At 60.5% G+C, this 15,846-nt stretch carries 16 protein-coding genes; 14 read left to right on the forward strand and 2 right to left on the reverse strand.

The features are described 5' to 3' along the window. The first annotated feature begins 264 nt into the window (after window positions 1-264). The 7 genes from prfB (at window position 265) to PMI21_RS08155 (ending at window position 7,060) form a co-directional block, all read left to right on the forward strand. A protein-coding gene (gene prfB / locus PMI21_RS08185; RefSeq protein WP_096481021.1) for a peptide chain release factor 2 occupies window positions 265-1,360 on the forward strand; the annotation gives its coding sequence in 2 pieces (ribosomal slippage) (window positions 265-336 and window positions 338-1,360; 1,095 coding nt in all). A 68-nt stretch (window positions 1,361-1,428) separates the two neighbouring features. Beyond that, window positions 1,429-2,931 carry a lysine--tRNA ligase gene (gene lysS / locus PMI21_RS08180; protein WP_007940175.1) on the forward strand — a complete coding sequence of 501 codons (1,503 nt, stop codon included), beginning with the start codon at window positions 1,429-1,431 and terminating at the stop codon, window positions 2,929-2,931. Between the two features lie 102 nt (window positions 2,932-3,033). Then, window positions 3,034-3,750, forward strand: coding sequence for a TetR/AcrR family transcriptional regulator (locus tag PMI21_RS08175; RefSeq protein WP_007940176.1), 717 nt, complete (start codon window positions 3,034-3,036; stop codon window positions 3,748-3,750). A gap of 89 nt (window positions 3,751-3,839) precedes the next feature. Next, window positions 3,840-4,394 carry a hypothetical protein gene (locus tag PMI21_RS08170; protein WP_007940177.1) on the forward strand — a complete coding sequence of 185 codons (555 nt, stop codon included), beginning with the start codon at window positions 3,840-3,842 and terminating at the stop codon, window positions 4,392-4,394. Window positions 4,395-4,457: 63 nt separating this feature from the next. Further along, complete coding sequence (locus tag PMI21_RS08165) at window positions 4,458-5,708, forward strand: flavohemoglobin expression-modulating QEGLA motif protein (protein WP_172901247.1); 1,251 nt, start codon at window positions 4,458-4,460, stop codon at window positions 5,706-5,708. Between the two features lie 111 nt (window positions 5,709-5,819). Then, window positions 5,820-6,734 carry an alpha/beta hydrolase gene (locus PMI21_RS08160; protein ID WP_007940179.1) on the forward strand — a complete coding sequence of 305 codons (915 nt, stop codon included), beginning with the start codon at window positions 5,820-5,822 and terminating at the stop codon, window positions 6,732-6,734. Next, complete coding sequence (locus tag PMI21_RS08155; RefSeq protein ID WP_007940182.1) at window positions 6,731-7,060, forward strand: hypothetical protein; 330 nt, start codon at window positions 6,731-6,733, stop codon at window positions 7,058-7,060. Before PMI21_RS08160 ends, PMI21_RS08155 begins: the two co-directional genes overlap by 4 nt. A 60-nt stretch (window positions 7,061-7,120) precedes the next feature. Here PMI21_RS08155 and PMI21_RS08150 read toward each other — a convergent pair whose 3' ends face one another. Further along, window positions 7,121-7,465: a hypothetical protein gene (locus PMI21_RS08150; protein ID WP_007940183.1), complete on the reverse strand. Its 345-nt coding sequence runs from the start codon at window positions 7,463-7,465 to the stop codon at window positions 7,121-7,123. A 203-nt stretch (window positions 7,466-7,668) separates the two neighbouring features. Here PMI21_RS08150 and ppc point away from each other — a divergent pair, with 203 nt between their 5' ends. The 6 genes from ppc (at window position 7,669) to PMI21_RS08120 (ending at window position 14,199) form a co-directional block, all read left to right on the forward strand. Continuing rightward, window positions 7,669-10,299, forward strand: coding sequence for a phosphoenolpyruvate carboxylase (gene ppc, locus PMI21_RS08145; RefSeq protein ID WP_007940184.1), 2,631 nt, complete (start codon window positions 7,669-7,671; stop codon window positions 10,297-10,299). A 303-nt stretch (window positions 10,300-10,602) separates the two neighbouring features. After that, window positions 10,603-11,250, forward strand: coding sequence for an adenylate kinase (gene adk / locus PMI21_RS08140; RefSeq protein WP_007940185.1), 648 nt, complete (start codon window positions 10,603-10,605; stop codon window positions 11,248-11,250). Between the two features lie 93 nt (window positions 11,251-11,343). Continuing rightward, the gene (gene tsaB, locus PMI21_RS08135) at window positions 11,344-12,018 is read left to right on the forward strand and encodes a tRNA (adenosine(37)-N6)-threonylcarbamoyltransferase complex dimerization subunit type 1 TsaB (RefSeq protein ID WP_007940186.1); all 675 of its coding nucleotides are present in this window, start codon (window positions 11,344-11,346) and stop codon (window positions 12,016-12,018) included. 165 nt (window positions 12,019-12,183) lie between these two features. Next, window positions 12,184-12,489, forward strand: a complete 306-nt coding sequence (locus PMI21_RS08130; RefSeq protein WP_007940187.1) for a hypothetical protein — start codon at window positions 12,184-12,186, stop codon at window positions 12,487-12,489. Beyond that, entirely contained in the window at window positions 12,486-13,346 is an 861-nt protein-coding gene (locus PMI21_RS08125) for a DUF72 domain-containing protein (protein WP_033064139.1), read from the forward strand. The genes PMI21_RS08130 and PMI21_RS08125 overlap by 4 nt, the downstream gene beginning before the upstream one ends. A gap of 31 nt (window positions 13,347-13,377) precedes the next feature. Continuing rightward, the gene (locus tag PMI21_RS08120; RefSeq protein WP_007940189.1) at window positions 13,378-14,199 is read left to right on the forward strand and encodes an isocitrate lyase/PEP mutase family protein; all 822 of its coding nucleotides are present in this window, start codon (window positions 13,378-13,380) and stop codon (window positions 14,197-14,199) included. 35 nt (window positions 14,200-14,234) lie between these two features. Here the strand turns inward: PMI21_RS08120 and PMI21_RS08115 are convergent, their stop codons facing one another. Continuing rightward, a complete protein-coding gene (locus tag PMI21_RS08115) occupies window positions 14,235-14,855 on the reverse strand; it encodes a hypothetical protein (RefSeq protein WP_007940191.1) in 621 nt (206 codons plus the stop codon). A gap of 93 nt (window positions 14,856-14,948) precedes the next feature. On the opposite strand from PMI21_RS08115, the gene PMI21_RS08110 reads away from it, so the two are divergent. Next, window positions 14,949-15,731 (forward strand): class I SAM-dependent methyltransferase, encoded by a 783-nt coding sequence (locus PMI21_RS08110; protein WP_007940192.1) that lies wholly within the window; start codon window positions 14,949-14,951, stop codon window positions 15,729-15,731. Window positions 15,732-15,846 lie beyond the last annotated feature (115 nt).

The raw sequence follows: 15,846 nt of genomic DNA on the forward strand, positions 1-15,846 counted from the left end.
GTAGCAGCTGCCGAGCCCGCGAGGCTGCGTTCGAGGACGAAGTCCTCGCAAGACCTGTGTATGCGGTTTGCCTGAATGACCGCGTTGTCTGACTTTACGACGGCTGCGCCGCCGAACGCAGCCTCGCGGGCTCGGCAGCTGCTACGGGCCACCCGCGTTATTCCGTAAACCATTCGGCCTAAAGCCGCCAGGCGGGCTGCCTTGACAGCGTGATTACGTTATACTCGCCGGCTTTCAAAAGTTCGCCAACGAGTGCTGCCCGCCATGGAAATCAACCCGATCCTTAACAGTATCAAGGACCTGTCCGAGCGCTCCGAAACTATTCGGGGGTATCTTTGACTACGATCAAAAGCATGAGCGTCTGACTGAAGTCAATCGCGAGCTTGAAGATCCGAGTGTCTGGAACAACCCTGAGTACGCTCAGAACCTGGGTCGCGAGCGCTCTGCGCTGGCCCAGATCGTAGAAACCCTCGATGAAATGTCCAGCGGTCTGGCCGATGCCAAGGACCTGCTGTTGATGTCTGCCGAGGAAGAAGACCAGGCCGCCGTCGACGACGTAGCCCTTGAAGTGGAGCGCCTGCGCGAAGCTCTCGAGAAGCTCGAATTCCGTCGCATGTTCAGCGGCGAGATGGACCAGAACAACGCCTACCTGGACATCCAGGCCGGCTCCGGCGGTACCGAGGCCCAGGACTGGGCCAACATCCTGCTGCGCATGTACCTGCGCTGGGCGGATAAACGCGGTTTCGACGCGACCATCATGGAATTGTCGGCCGGTGAAGTCGCCGGTATCAAAGGCGCGACCGTGCACATCAAGGGCGAATACGCCTTTGGCTGGCTGCGTACCGAAATCGGCGTGCACCGTCTGGTGCGCAAGAGCCCGTTCGACTCCGGCAACCGTCGCCACACCTCGTTCTCGGCCGTGTTCGTGTCGCCGGAAATCGATGACAACATCGAAATCGACATCAACCCGTCGGACCTGCGCATCGACACCTACCGCTCCTCCGGTGCCGGTGGCCAGCACGTAAACACCACCGACTCGGCCGTACGGATTACACACGTACCGACCAACACCGTGGTCAGTTGCCAGAACGAACGCTCCCAGCACGCCAACAAAGACACCGCGATGAAAATGTTGCGGGCGCGCTTGTACGAGCAGGAAGTGCAGAAACGCAACGCCGCCTCCCAGGCCCTGGAAGACACCAAGTCGGACATCGGCTGGGGTCACCAGATCCGTTCGTACGTGCTCGATGCCTCGCGGATCAAGGATCTGCGGACCAACATCGAACGCAGCGACTGCGACAAGGTGCTCGACGGCGACATCGACGAATACCTGGTGGCGAGCCTGAAACAAGGGCTGTAAGGCACGCCCTACAGCGATCCCCAGCCGAAGGCTGGGGGCAACGAATCTGTGATGGAATCTTTAAAGACATGAGCGACCTACAACTCGACCCGCAAGCCCTGCAACAGGAAGAAAACTCCCTGATCGCCCTGCGCAAGGAAAAGCTTGCTGCCGAGCGCGCCAAGGGCCAGGCCTTCCCCAACGACTTCCGCCGCGACGCCTACTGCGAAGACTTGCAGAAGAAGTACGCGGACAAGACCAAGGAAGAGCTGGCAGAGGCTGCGATCCCGGTCAAGGTTGCCGGTCGTCTCATGCTCAACCGTGGCTCGTTCATGGTGATCCAGGACATGTCCGGGCGCATCCAGGTTTACGTCAACCGTAAAACCCTGTCCGAAGAAACCCTGGCCGCGGTGAAAACCTGGGACCTGGGCGACATCATTGCCGCCGAAGGCACCCTGGCCCGTTCCGGCAAGGGCGACCTGTACGTTGAAATGACCAACGTGCGCCTGCTGACCAAATCCCTGCGCCCGCTGCCGGACAAGCACCACGGCCTGTCCGACACCGAGCAGCGCTACCGCCAGCGTTACGTCGACCTGATCGTCAACGAAGACGTGCGCCAGACCTTCCGCGTGCGTTCGCAAGTGATTGCGCACATCCGCAGCTTCCTGATGAAGCGTGACTTCCTGGAAGTCGAAACGCCGATGCTGCAAACCATTCCGGGTGGTGCGGCGGCCAAGCCGTTCGAAACCCACCACAACGCGCTGGACATGCAGATGTTCTTGCGCATTGCGCCGGAGCTGTACCTCAAGCGGCTTGTTGTTGGCGGGTTTGAAAAAGTGTTTGAAATCAACCGCAACTTCCGTAACGAAGGCGTTTCGACCCGGCACAACCCCGAGTTCACCATGCTCGAGTTCTACCAGGCCCACGCTGACTACGAAGACAACATGGACCTGACCGAGGAACTGTTCCGCGAACTGGCGCAGCTGGTTCTGGGCAGCACCGACGTGCCTTACGGCGACAAGGTGTTCCACTTCGGCGAGCCGTTTGTGCGCCTGTCGGTGTTCGACTCGATCCTCAAGTACAACCCGGACCTGACGGCCGATGATCTGAACGACATCGACAAGGCCCGTGCCATCGCCAAGAAGGCCGGCGCCAAGGTGCTGGGCTTCGAAGGTCTGGGCAAACTGCAGGTGATGATTTTCGAAGAACTGGTCGAGCACAAGCTGGAACAGCCGCACTTCATTACCCAGTACCCGTTCGAAGTATCGCCGCTGGCCCGTCGCAACGACGAGAACCCGAACGTCACCGACCGTTTCGAACTGTTCATCGGCGGCCGTGAAATCGCTAACGCCTACTCCGAGTTGAACGACGCGGAAGACCAGGCAGAGCGCTTCATGGCACAGGTGGCCGACAAGGACGCTGGCGACGATGAAGCCATGCACTACGACGCCGACTTCGTTCGTGCGCTGGAGTACGGCATGCCGCCGACCGCCGGTGAAGGGATCGGCATCGACCGTCTGGTGATGTTGCTGACCAACTCACCGTCGATCCGCGATGTGATCCTGTTCCCGCACATGCGTCCGCAAGCGTAAATGTTTCAATTAAAAAGCCGCCTAAAACAGGCGGCTTTTTATTGCCTGTCTGGTACAAACGTATCAATTGGTTACTTTTGACGTTAGAGAGGAATACCTGTCGTGAATCGTGCAATTGCTCAAGAAGGTGCAGCGGATATCGCCACTGCGGTCGCTGAAAGTGTTCAGTACCAGGGCCGCAAGGCCAGCCGACAGGGCAGCGAACAGCGTCGACAGGACATTCTCGACGCGGCGATGCGCATTGTCGTGCGCGATGGCGTGCGGGCCGTGCGGCACCGTGCGGTGGCCGCCGAGGCCTGTGTGCCGCTGTCGGCCACTACCTACTATTTCAAGGACATCGATGACCTGCTCACCGATACCTTTGCCCAATACGTGGAACGCAGCGCGGCATACATGGCCCGGTTGTGGGCCAGCAACGAAGGCCTGTTGCGCGAGATGGTTGTCAGCGGTGACGGCACCGCCGAGTCCCGCTCACAGCTGGCGGACGATATCGCACGGCTGATGGCTGACTATGTTCATCGGCAATTGATCAATCGCCGCGAACACTTGATGGCCGAGCAAGCCTTCCGCCAGGAAGCGTTGCTCAACCCGCGTCTGGCGTTGTTGGTGCGTTCCCATCAGCAAATTCTCTTGCAGGGCACCTGCCAGCTTTTCGAAGTATTGGGTTCCCGCGAGCCACAACAAGATGCCAAAGTGTTGACGGCGATTGTCGGACGGATGGAATATCAGGGCCTGCTCAACGATGCCGAGCCTGTTGCCGAAGAGGAAATGCTCGGCATCCTGACTCGCTACATGCACTTGGTACTGGCGTCGGTGTAACCCCGCAGGGTTGATCGTTTGATCGTTCCCACGCAGAGCGTGGGAACGATCAGCGCGCAAAGTCATCCTGTGTCGATAGGGAGTGTTGAATGAAAGCCTGGCGTGTCGTTGTGATCGCCTTGTCGTTCCTGCTGCTCAGTGGCTGTCTGGTGACCTTCAAGGAGCCGCTGCCCGCCAGCGAGCCCGCGCCCAAAGGGCTGCTCGGCAAATGGGCCAGCACCAACGCCTGGGGCGAGCCGATGAACCTGGAACTGACACGCGTCGGCGACAATCACTACCAGGCGGTCAGCTACTTCAAGACCAAACCCCATGAGCGCGAAGCCTATCCCTTCACGGTGTCGCGTCATGGCAATCGCTGGTACCTGTCGGCAAAGGTGCCGGCGCAGTTCGGCGGGCATTTCACCATCGCCGGTTTCGAGCTCAACGATAAGCACGAACTGGTGGTCTACAACCTCGACCTTGAGCAGATCAGACAAGCCATGGGGCAAGAAGCCCTCAGTGGCGAAGGCTTTCAGACTGAAGATGGCGATGGGGTGTTGATCAACAACAGCCTGGATCAGGTGTTCGCCTACCTCGACGACCCGGCCAATTCCGATGTCTTCGTCGAAGCGGTGCGCTATCAGCGCCTGGCCAAAACCAAATAAACTCAGCACGTAACGGTTTTACTACAGGAGTTTCGGGTGGACGAATACCAGCAGACGATACGCATGTTGTCCGATCGCATAGTGCTGGCGCAGACGCCGATTCGCATTCTGGATGCGGTCAAGTGGGATGACAGCATTCGCAAGGGGTTCCTCAAGGGCAAGGGCAAGGAAATGCCGGCCGTGGACCGCGATTACTACCTCAATCGACCGCTGTCGTTCGACTCCAGCAAAGTGAAGCTGGAATTCCAGAACATCGAGCGCGATATCACCCGCCAGCTCGGCCAGTTCAACCCGGTCGGGCAGATCATGCGCCGCATGTGCAAGGAATACCGCATGGTGGTGCGCATGCTTGAAGCGCGCGGCACCGAGGATTTCGGGCTGATTTCCCAGGAGTTGTACGGCGCGGCGTCTGATGCGTTCCACGCCGGCGATCCGACCCTGGCTGACCTGGGGTTGATGCTCTCCGATTATCTGAACAACATCGACGGCCGTGGCGACCTCAAGGACGAACCGAAAGTCCTCACCGCCAAGGAAGCCGTCGACCTGCTGCAACATCGGTTGAACAAGGTGTTTGGCGAAAACGAGGAAACCATCCGGGTGTTCGAGTCCGACGGGATCGTCGCCGACGCGGCGGCCGGCGCCGACTACATCAAGATCCGCACTGACGCGATGTTCAACAATCGCGACGTGCGCGCGCTGGAAGTCCACGAAGGGCTGGTGCATGTGGGCACCACCCTCAACGGCCTGAATCAGCCGATCTGTACGTTCCTGTCCAAGGGCCCGCCGTCGTCCACCGTGACTCAGGAAGGCCTGGCGATCCTGATGGAAATCATCACCTTCGCCTCCTACCCGAGCCGCTTGCGCAAACTGACCAACCGCACCCGCGCCATTCACATGGTGGAGGAGGGCGCGGACTTCTTGCAGATCTTTGAGTTCTTCCGGGCTCAGGGCTTTGAAATGGCCGAAAGCTACGGCAATGCCAGTCGGGTGTTCCGCGGCTCGGTGCCCAATGGTCTGCCATTTACCAAAGACTTGTCCTACCTCAAGGGCTTTATCATGATTTACAACTACATTCAGCTGGCCGTGCGCAAAGGCAAGCTGGAGCAGATACCGCTGTTGTTCTGCGGCAAGACTACGCTGGAGGACATGCGGACCTTGCGCCAATTGGTGGACGAAGGCCTGGTGGTGCCACCCAAGTACCTGCCCGAGCAGTTCCGCGACATGAACGCGTTGTCGGCGTGGATGTGCTTCTCCAACTTCCTCAACCACCTGAGCCTGGACCGGATCGAAGCGGATTACTCCAATATCCTTTGATTCGGATCGTTCCCACGCTCTGCGTGGGAATGCCGCCATGGACGCAGAGTGTCACGGTATGCGTTCCCACGCGGAGCATGGGAACGATCACCCACATTGAGGCTTCACCGGATGAGAATCCTCGGCATCTTCTGCCTGCTCCTGGCCCTTGGCGGTTGCAGCTCTTTGCTGTTCTACCCCGAGCCCGGCCAGCCGTTCACCCCGGAAAAAGCCAAGCTCGACTATCGCGACGTCACCCTGACTACCGCCGACGGCCTCAAGCTGCATGGCTGGTGGCTGCCGGCGAAAAAAGGCGTCGAAGTCAAAGGCACCGTGCTGCATCTGCACGGGAACGGCGGCAACCTGGCGTGGCATCTGGGCGCGAGCTGGTGGCTGCCGAAGCAGGGCTATCAGGTGTTGCTGGTGGATTATCGCGGGTACGGGTTGTCCGAAGGTAAACCGGCGTTGCCGGAGATTTATCAGGACATCGACGCCGCCTTCACATGGCTCGACCAGGCGCCGGAGGTCAAGGGCAAGCCGTTGATCCTTCTCGGTCAGAGCCTTGGCGGTTCGATGGCCGTGCATTACCTGGCCCAGCATCCCGAGCGCCAGCGACAACTCAAGGCCTTCGTGCTCGATGGCGTGCCTGCCAGTTACCGCGATGTCGGGCGTTTCGCCCTGAGCACGTCATGGATGACCTGGCCGTTCCAGGTGCCATTGTCGTGGTTGGTGCCGGACGGCGACAGCGCAATCCGTTCCATGACGCAGCTCAATGGCGTACCGAAACTGATCTATCACAGTATCGATGATCAGCTGGTGCCCCTTTCCAACGGCATCCGTCTGTATCAAGCTGCGCCGCCGCCGCGAGTGCTGCAACTGACCCGGGGTGGTCATGTGCAAACCTTCGCCGACCCGGTCTGGCGCAAAGTCATGCTGCGCTACCTCGAAGACCCGCAGCATTTCAACGGCCTGCGCCGCCTGGGTGAAATTCCGAATTACCCGGCACCCCCGAATTCTGAAGATGAACCACCAGAGAGTCCGCAATGAGTGAAGAACGTAACGCCATCCCGCTGATCATCACCGGTATTTGCAGCATCCTCGGCACCGTCGGGGCCTTGTGGTGGTACGGCTACCTGCACTTCGCCAAACCCGAGGATGCGTTACTGCTCAGCGACTTCACCATGCTCAAGACCGTGCCGGGCGAAGACTACAAAATCTCCCTTGAACCGGCCGCACAAGTGGCGCAGTGCATCGATGGCGTGCTGGTGATGTTTGATACCGAACAGAAAGGCCTGACCGGCGTATTGGTCAACAACAAGAAAAAAGCCGTGCGCTGCATGGGCCAGGAAACCCCGCAGAAGCTGGAGCAGTAACCCAATCCTGCGTTCACCGAAGACCCCATGTGGGAGCGAACCTGCTCGCTCCCACATGTTTTAGTGTTTTGGCTTGTCGTTTTCGGTCGACAGATCATGCAAATGACGACGGGACAAGGCGAGAAAACGCGGGGTCGGACCGACGTCTTCGTACAGCGGATCGCCTTCTTCATCGGTGGCGACCACCGTTGACCCTTTCACATACGGAAAACTCGCTTCGAGCTCTTCCAGGGCGGCGCCGATCAATTCTCCGAGCAGTTCTTCGGGGTGCCGTTTGGGGTACATTTCGATGATCGCCGCCAGCCGTGCGGCGGCTTCCACGTCCAGACGAATCGTATAGCCAGAGTCGGTCAGGCGACCCTTGGCGTTTTCTTCCCAGTGCTTGGCGAGCTCGCGGATTTTCATAATGACCTCATTACGCACCTGCTCATGGCAGGCCGGGTGAGTGTCCGGCGGTGGCCGGTGGCAAGCCGTTGTACGGCTTGATGTTGAGCCTAGCTGCAACGTTTGGGGTTTGCAGTCCCCTCGTTTACTTGTAAGAACCGCTTTACAGCGGCACTCTCTACTATCAAAGCATAGCCGCCCGGATTTTCGCTGGAGAACTGCTGATGACCGATATTGATGCACGCTTGCGCGAGGACGTTCACCTGTTGGGTGAGCTATTGGGCAACACCATTCGTGAGCAGTACGGGGATGGCTTTATCGACAAGATCGAGCAAATCCGCAAAGGAGCCAAGGCCGACCGTCGCGGTTCGATGGATGCCGAACTCAGTGCCAGCCTCAACCAGTTGAGCGAAGACGAATTGCTGCCGGTGGCGCGGGCGTTCAACCAGTTCCTCAACCTGGCCAATATCGCCGAGCAATATCAGCTGATTCACCGCCGCGAAGAGTCACAACCCGCGCCGTTCGAGACTCGGGTGTTGCCGGAGCTGCTCGCTCGCCTGTTGACTGCCGGCCATGACGCCGAATCCCTGGCCCGGCAATTGGGCCGGGTGGAAATCGAGCTGGTATTGACCGCGCACCCCACCGAAGTGGCGCGTCGCACACTGATCCAGAAGTACGACGCGATCGCCGCGCAATTGGCGGCTCAGGACCATCGCGACCTGACCAGCGCCGAGCGCGAGCAGATCAAGACGAAGCTGCAGCGGTTGATTGCCGAAGCCTGGCACACCGAAGAAATCCGCCGCACCCGCCCGACACCTGTAGACGAAGCCAAGTGGGGCTTTGCGGTGATCGAGCATTCGCTGTGGCAGGCGATTCCCAACTATTTGCGCAAGGCCGATCAGGCCCTGTATGCCGCCACTGGCCTGCACCTGCCGCTGGAGGCTGCACCGATTCGCTTTGCCTCGTGGATGGGTGGCGACCGCGACGGCAACCCCAACGTCACCGCCGCCGTGACCCGCGAAGTATTGCTGCTGGCACGCTGGATGGCTGCCGATTTGTACGTGCGCGATGTCGATCACCTCGCCGCCGAATTGTCGATGCAACAGGCCAGCGACGCCCTCAAAGCCAAGGCTGGCGACAGCGCCGAACCTTACCGAGCGGTGCTCAAACAGTTGCGTGAACGCCTGCGTGCGACCCGTAACTGGGCCCACGCCTCCCTGACGGCAACCACACCGGCGTCCGCCGATGTGCTGCAAAACAACCGCGACCTGCTGGACCCGCTGGAGCTGTGCTACCACTCGCTGCATGAGTGCGGCATGGGCGTCATCGCCGATGGCCCGTTGCTCGACTGCCTGCGCCGCGCGGTGACGTTCGGGCTGTTTCTGGTGCGCCTCGATGTGCGACAGGACTCCTCGCGCCACACCGCGGCCATGACCGAAATCACCGATTACCTCGGCCTGGGTCGTTATGAGGACTGGAGCGAAGAGGAGCGCATCGCCTTCCTGATGCGTGAGCTGAACAATCGCCGGCCGTTGCTGCCGGCCTACTTCAAACCGTCTGCCGACACCGCCGAAGTGCTGGCGACGTGCCGGGAAATCGCTGCCGCGCCGGGGGCTTCACTTGGCTCGTATGTGATTTCCATGGCTGGCGCCGCTTCCGACGTGCTGGCCGTGCAGTTGCTGCTCAAAGAATCCGGCGTATTGCGGCCGATGCGCGTGGTGCCGCTGTTCGAAACTCTCGCCGACCTCGACAACGCGGGCCCGGTGATCGAAAAACTGTTGCTGCTGCCGGGCTATCGCTCGCGCCTGCAAGGGCCACAGGAAGTGATGATCGGTTATTCCGACTCGGCCAAGGACGCCGGCACTACGGCGGCGGCCTGGGCGCAGTATCGGGCGCAGGAGCGATTGGTAGACATTTGCCGGGAGCAGCAAGTAGAACTGCTGTTGTTCCACGGTCGCGGCGGCACCGTGGGCCGTGGTGGCGGCCCGGCGCACGCGGCGATTCTGTCGCAGCCGCCGGGGTCGGTGGCGGGGCGTTTCCGCACCACCGAGCAGGGGGAAATGATTCGTTTCAAATTCGGCCTGCCGGACATCGCCGAGCAAAACCTCAATCTGTACCTGGCGGCGGTGCTGGAAGCGACCTTGCTGCCGCCACCACCTCCTACGCCTGCCTGGCGCCACTTGATGGACGAATTGGCCGCCGATGGGGTCAAGGCTTACCGTGCCGTGGTGCGGGAAAATCCGCAGTTCGTCGAGTATTTCCGCCAGTCCACGCCGGAACAGGAGTTGGGGCGTTTGCCGTTGGGCAGCCGCCCGGCCAAGCGCCGCGCCGGTGGCATTGAAAGCCTGCGCGCCATTCCATGGATCTTCGGCTGGACCCAGACGCGCCTGATGCTGCCGGCCTGGCTAGGTTGGGAAGCGGCGCTGAGCAAGGCGCTGGAGCGCGGCGAAGGGGTGTTGCTGGGGCAGATGCGCGAGCAGTGGCCGTTCTTTCGTACCCGCATCGATATGCTGGAAATGGTGCTGGCCAAGGCCGACGCCGATATCGCCCAGTCTTACGATGAGCGCCTGGTCGAGCCGGATCTGCTCCCTTTGGGTGCGCATTTACGCGACCTATTGTCGCAGGCCTGTTCGGTGGTCCTGGGGCTGACTGGTCAGTCCCAGCTACTGGCACATAGCCCAGACACCCTTGAATTCATCCGCCTGCGCAACACCTACCTCGACCCGCTGCATCTATTGCAGGCCGAACTGTTGGCCCGTTCGCGGCAACAGGACGAGGCGCAGGGCAGCCCGGTAGAACAGGCGTTGCTGGTGTCTGTGGCGGGGATTGCCGCCGGTTTGCGAAATACCGGCTAAGGTTTTCGTCGTAGGGAACGGGCACCCGGCGTGAGCGTCGAGTGCCTGCCGGCGAGCGGTCGAAAAGGTCTGTCACGCGACAGTTAATGATGGGGTTGCGACTTGGGGTACCCCTTCGAAAGGGCACGTCCGGCGCAGGTTTCTCCGACTTTCGGCGGCTTGTGTGGGCAGGGCCTGCTGTGTATCTTGATCAGCCTTTGGCCGTTTGGGCGGTCACGACCCTATTTTTTGAGATTGGCCCTACGAGGCGAATCCTTTGTTTTGTTTAAGTAATTCTAAATAAAAAATTGAGGAGCACATCTAATGCGCGTCATTCTGCTGGGAGCTCCCGGGGCCGGTAAAGGTACTCAGGCTAAGTTCATCACCGAAAAATTCGGCATTCCGCAAATCTCTACCGGCGACATGCTGCGTGCTGCTGTAAAAGCCGGTACCGAGCTGGGTGTTAAAGCCAAGAGCATCATGGATGCCGGTGGTCTGGTCTCCGACGATCTGATCATCGCTCTGGTCAAGGACCGTATCGCGCAGCCTGACTGTGCCAACGGTTTCCTGTTCGACGGTTTCCCGCGCACCATTCCGCAAGCTGAAGCGTTGGTAGAAGCTGGCGTGGAACTGGACAACGTGGTCGAAATCGCCGTCGATGACGAAGAAATCGTTCAGCGTATCGCCGGTCGTCGCGTTCACGAGGCCAGCGGTCGCGTGTACCACACCGTCTACAACCCGCCGAAAATCGCCGGTAAAGACGACATCACCGGTGAAGAGCTGGTGCAGCGCAAGGACGACACTGAAGAAACCGTGCGTCATCGCCTGTCGGTCTACCACTCCCAGACCAAACCTCTGGTGGAGTTCTACCAAGGCCTGGCCGCTGCTCAGGGCAAGCCGAAGTACAGCCATATTCCGGGCGTCGGCTCGGTTGAGACGATTACCGGCAAGGTGCTTGAAGCACTGAGCTGAAAAGTCTGATCGGCTTCACCTTCTACGGCCCGCTTGCGGGCCGTAGTTGTTTATACTGGCGCACTTTTTCTGACCTCTCTTACGGATACATCGATGAGCACCTTGCTGGCCCTGGACACCGCGACCGAAGCTTGCTCCGTTGCCTTGCTGCATGACGGCAAAGTCACGAGCCATTACGAGGTGATCCCGCGCCTGCATGCGCAGAAGCTGCTTCCGATGATTCAGCAACTGCTGGCCGATGCCGGGACCACCCTGCAAGCGGTCGACGCCATTGCGTTCGGCCGCGGGCCGGGTGCGTTCACCGGTGTGCGGATCGCCATCGGCGTGGTGCAAGGGCTGGCGTTTGCGCTGGACCGTCCGGTGTTGCCGGTCTCCAATCTCGCCGTGCTCGCCCAGCGGGCTTATCGCGAACACGGCGTCAGCCAGGTCGCGGCGGCCATCGATGCGCGTATGGATGAGGTGTATTGGGGCTGCTACCGAGAAACGGCGGGGGAGATGCGGCTGGTGAGCAACGAAGCGGTTTTGCCCCCGGAAGCCGCTGCGTTGCCGGTCGATGCCAGCGGCGAGTGGTTCGGCGCTGGCACCGGTTGGGGTTATGCCGAGCGTATTGCGGTGAACCTGAGCGGCCAGGACGCGGGCATGCTGCCTCACGCCGAAGACCTGCTGACCCTGGCGCGTTTTGCCTGGGAACGCGGTGAAGCGATAGTGGCCGATCAGGCGCAGCCGGTGTATCTGCGCGATAAAGTCGCGACACCGAAAGCGCGGTAATCCTTGATTCTGAGTTGACCCCTTCGCGGCTATAAAAGCCAATCGTCAGTTTCTACCCGCCGCTTTTAAACCTTTTCGTTTTTCTGTGTTCTAGTTATCACTCGGCGGTTTGCGAAGTGGGTTTTGCGCCACTAAACTGCCATCATCGATACCGAGCATGCACTTATGCGTATAGACGGCGTTTCCTCTCAGTCCTACCCGATCAAGCGCAAGCCCCGCAAAGGCCATGTGTCTGAGGATGACTCCGTCGATATCGACGGCGAGCTGGAGTTCCCTACCGAAGAGCAATTGGCCGCCCGTGCCGCCAAAGCCTCCGCGCAACGCCTGAGCAATCTCCCCGCTCGTCAACAAGACATGATTTATCACCGCGCCATGAGTAAAAGCGTGGCGATGGCACTGGCCAGTTACCTGAGCACCGCCACTTTTGTCGATTGGGATGCGGATGTACTGGGTCTCGACCTGTACATCTGATGCTGCCTTATTACCTCGGCTGCCCGTCCTGGAGCGAAAACGCCTGGCGCGAGTACTTGTATCCACAAGACGCCAAACCCGCCGAGTTTCTTAATCTTTATTCCCAAGTGTTCAACGCCGTGGAAGGCAATACGACCTTCTACGCGAGCCCGGCTGCCGCCACCGTGCAGCGCTGGGCCGAGACCATGCCCGAACACTTTCGCTTCACTGCCAAGTTCCCCGGCGACATCAGCCACAGCGGTGATCTGCGCGACCAATTGACCGCCGTCGAAACCTTCCTGCAATTGCTCAGCCCTCTGGGGGCGCGGGTTTCGCCGCTGTGGCTGCAATTGTCCAAAAGCTTCACCCCGCAACGACTGTCGGAGCTGGCCGGTTTTATCGATGCAGTGGACCGGCCCTTGGCAGTCGAAGTACGGCATGACGAATTCTTTGCCAAGGGCGATGCCGAGCGAATGCTCAATCGCCTGCTGCTGGACCGTGGTGTCGAGCGCATCTGCCTCGATCCGCGTGCGCTGTTCAGTTGCACCTCGACCGATCCTTCAGTGCTCCACGCCCAATCGAAAAAGCCCAGGGTGCCGCCTCGCCCTGCGGCGTTCACTCAGTTTCCACAGGTGCGTTTCATCGGCCATCCCGAGCTGGAAGCCAACGATCCGTTCCTGGTGCCGTGGGTCGAGAAAATCGCCGTCTGGATCGAAGAGGGCCGCACGCCGTATATCTTTCTGCACACCGCCGATAACCTGCTGGCGGCAAAACTGGCACAACGTTTTCACGCAAAGCTGACGCTACGTTTGCCTGGCTTGCCGCCGCTGCCTGAGCTATACAGAGAACCCGCCGCCGAGCAACTTGGTCTGCTCTGAAGCGGGTTTTCCCTTTTTCAGGAGTCTGCCAATGGATGCGCAAACCCTTCGAGCCCAGGCGTTCAAAGCACTGCACGAACGCGAGGGCGCCTTTGTCATTCCCAACCCCTGGGACGCCGGCTCGGCGAAAATGCTCGCCAGCCTGGGCTTCGAGGCACTGGCAACCACCAGCGCCGGTTATGCCTTTTCCCGGGGTCGCCCCGATGGTGGGTTGACGCTCGACGATACTCTGGCGAACGTTGAGGCGATTGTCGCGGCCACTGATTTGCCGGTCGCGGTGGATCTCGAAAACGGCTTTGCCGACGCCCCCGCCGAGTGCGCCCAAAGTATTCTGCGTGCAGCCAAGGCCGGTGCGGTTGGCGGTTCGATCGAAGATGCCACGGGGCGTGAGGACGGTCCGATCTACTGCTTCGAGCATGCCGTGGCGCGTATTGAAGCGGCTGTCGCGGCAGCCCGCAGCTTGCCTTTTCCCTTTATGCTGACGGCGCGTGCCGAGAACTTTCTGCACGGCAATCCTGACCTCGACGATACCATTCGCCGTTTGCAGGCATTCGCCGAGGCGGGGGCCGATGTGCTTTACGCCCCAGGCCTGCGCAATGCTGAAGAGGTCTTGGCGGTGGTTCGCGCGGTGGCACCGAAACCGGTGAATGTGTTGATGTCCGGCGGTCTCAAGCTGACGGTGGCGCAGTTGAGCGAAATGGGCGTCAAACGCATCAGCGTCGGTTCGGCCCTGGCTTTGGCAGCGTATGGCGAGTTCTTGCGCGCGGCCGAGGAAATCCAGCAGCACGGGACCTTCGGCTTCACTTCCCGGTCGATGCCGTTCCAGAAAGCCAATCAATTCTTCAAAGGCTGACGAGGTCGGGCCGTGGTGGCTGGGCCGCTGAGGGGTTAGGCGGCGATGCGCAGGTTCTGCAGCACGATCGGGCGCGCCCAGCCGTTATCGAAATCGAGTTGTTTCTGTTGTTCCACCAGTTCTTGCGGTGAGAACGGCGGGAACGGCTTGTCCAGCAGGTCGAGTTCGAACTCGGCGATCGGCAAGTGCAGCGGACGCGGTTGCGGTGCGGCACCGGGCTCGGGCATCGGTTGACCGGCCGTGAGCACGATTGGGCGAACCCAGCCGCTTTCGAAGTCCTGCTGTTTCTGTTGCGCGACGATTTCTTCCGGCGGGAATGGCGGGAACGGTTTGTCGGCCAGGTCCATTTCGAACTCGGCAATCGGCAGGAACAGTGGTTCTGGCGGGCGGACCGGGGTTTCTGTGACGTTGCATTCACGCTGGGAAATGATGTGCGCCAGCAGCTCGCTGCCGACGGTCGGTTCGACCGGGCTGTCGAGATCGACCGGTGGGAAGTCCAGAGACGCCGGCACGACATCGCCCGACTGATCGGCCAGGGCCCGGGCAAAAAAATCCTGCCACAGGTGACTGACGCCGCTCAGTGCTTGGGAATTTCGCAGGCCAAAATCGCCGTGGGGCGAGATGTAACCTATCGATGTGCGTTGAATGTCTGACATTTCTCTCGGTCGACGCTCAGCTCTGGCAAAATGCTCGATAGTTTGGTTATCGGCCGTTTTTGCCGATCATTAATTTTTTGAGCGTGTTTTCCCATGATTGAGCAACCTGCGGCCTGCCGCATCCATGTCGAGGCCTTGGGCACGACCTTCCAGCCACAGGCCGAGCAATGGGCCGAGCGCCTGGGTTTGCCGCTGCAGGTGGATGACGGCGAGTTTGCCTTGCAGGTGGGCGAGCAGGGGTTGCAGCTGCAACAACTGGGGCCGGACGCACCGGGGCCGGTGCGGGTGGACTTCGTCGAGGGGGGCGCGGCCCATCGTCGGTTGTACGGCGGCGGTAGCGGTCAGATGATCGCCAAGGCGGTTGGCATCGCCCAGGGCGTGCGCCCACGCGTGCTGGACGCCACGGCGGGGTTGGGCAAGGACGCGTTCGTGCTGGCCAGCCTGGGCTGCGAGATGAGCCTGATCGAGCGCCAGCCGCTGATCGGCGCCTTGCTTGAAGATGGCCTGGCACGCGGCGCGGAAGATTTCGACGTAGCGCCGATCGTGGCGCGGATGCGTTTGCTCAAGGGCAATTCGATCGAGGTGATGCGCAACTGGGAAGGCGAGCCGCCGCAGGTGATCTACCTCGACCCGATGTTTCCCCATCGTGAGAAAACCGCGTTGGTGAAGAAGGAAATGCGCCTGTTCCGGCCGCTGGTCGGCGATGACCCGGATGCGCCGGCCCTGCTCGAAGCGGCGTTGGCCCTGGCCAGTCACCGGGTAGTGGTCAAGCGCCCGCGCAAGGCGCCATGCATCGATGGGCCGAAGCCGAGCCATGCGCTGGATGGTAAATCCAGCCGGTATGACATTTATCCGAAGAAAGCGTTGAAGTCTTGAGTCGAGACTGATCGTTCCCACGCTCTGCGTGGGAATGCCTCAATGGACGCTCTGCGTCCGCTTCTGGGACGCGGAGCGTCCCGGGCTGCATTCCTTTGCTGCGCGTGGGAACGAT

The sequence above is a fragment of the Pseudomonas sp. GM18 genome (assembly GCF_000282195.1).
Classification (GTDB): domain Bacteria; phylum Pseudomonadota; class Gammaproteobacteria; order Pseudomonadales; family Pseudomonadaceae; genus Aquipseudomonas.

Excerpts from the sequence above, each read along its gene's own strand:
- lysS (WP_007940175.1), top strand. The coding sequence starts at position 1,429 with ATGAGCGACCTACAACTCGACCCGCAAGCCCTGCAACAGGAAGAAAAC.
- PMI21_RS08110 (WP_007940192.1), top strand. The coding sequence starts at position 14,949 with ATGATTGAGCAACCTGCGGCCTGCCGCATCCATGTCGAGGCCTTGGGC.
- ppc (WP_007940184.1), top strand. The coding sequence starts at position 7,669 with ATGACCGATATTGATGCACGCTTGCGCGAGGACGTTCACCTGTTGGGT.
- PMI21_RS08120 (WP_007940189.1), top strand. The coding sequence starts at position 13,378 with ATGGATGCGCAAACCCTTCGAGCCCAGGCGTTCAAAGCACTGCACGAA.
- tsaB (WP_007940186.1), top strand. The coding sequence starts at position 11,344 with ATGAGCACCTTGCTGGCCCTGGACACCGCGACCGAAGCTTGCTCCGTT.
- PMI21_RS08155 (WP_007940182.1), top strand. The coding sequence starts at position 6,731 with ATGAGTGAAGAACGTAACGCCATCCCGCTGATCATCACCGGTATTTGC.
- PMI21_RS08170 (WP_007940177.1), top strand. The coding sequence starts at position 3,840 with ATGAAAGCCTGGCGTGTCGTTGTGATCGCCTTGTCGTTCCTGCTGCTC.
- PMI21_RS08115 (WP_007940191.1), bottom strand. The coding sequence starts at position 14,855 with ATGTCAGACATTCAACGCACATCGATAGGTTACATCTCGCCCCACGGC.
- PMI21_RS08130 (WP_007940187.1), top strand. The coding sequence starts at position 12,184 with ATGCGTATAGACGGCGTTTCCTCTCAGTCCTACCCGATCAAGCGCAAG.
- PMI21_RS08160 (WP_007940179.1), top strand. The coding sequence starts at position 5,820 with ATGAGAATCCTCGGCATCTTCTGCCTGCTCCTGGCCCTTGGCGGTTGC.
- PMI21_RS08165 (WP_172901247.1), top strand. The coding sequence starts at position 4,458 with ATGTTGTCCGATCGCATAGTGCTGGCGCAGACGCCGATTCGCATTCTG.
- adk (WP_007940185.1), top strand. The coding sequence starts at position 10,603 with ATGCGCGTCATTCTGCTGGGAGCTCCCGGGGCCGGTAAAGGTACTCAG.
- PMI21_RS08150 (WP_007940183.1), bottom strand. The coding sequence starts at position 7,465 with ATGAAAATCCGCGAGCTCGCCAAGCACTGGGAAGAAAACGCCAAGGGT.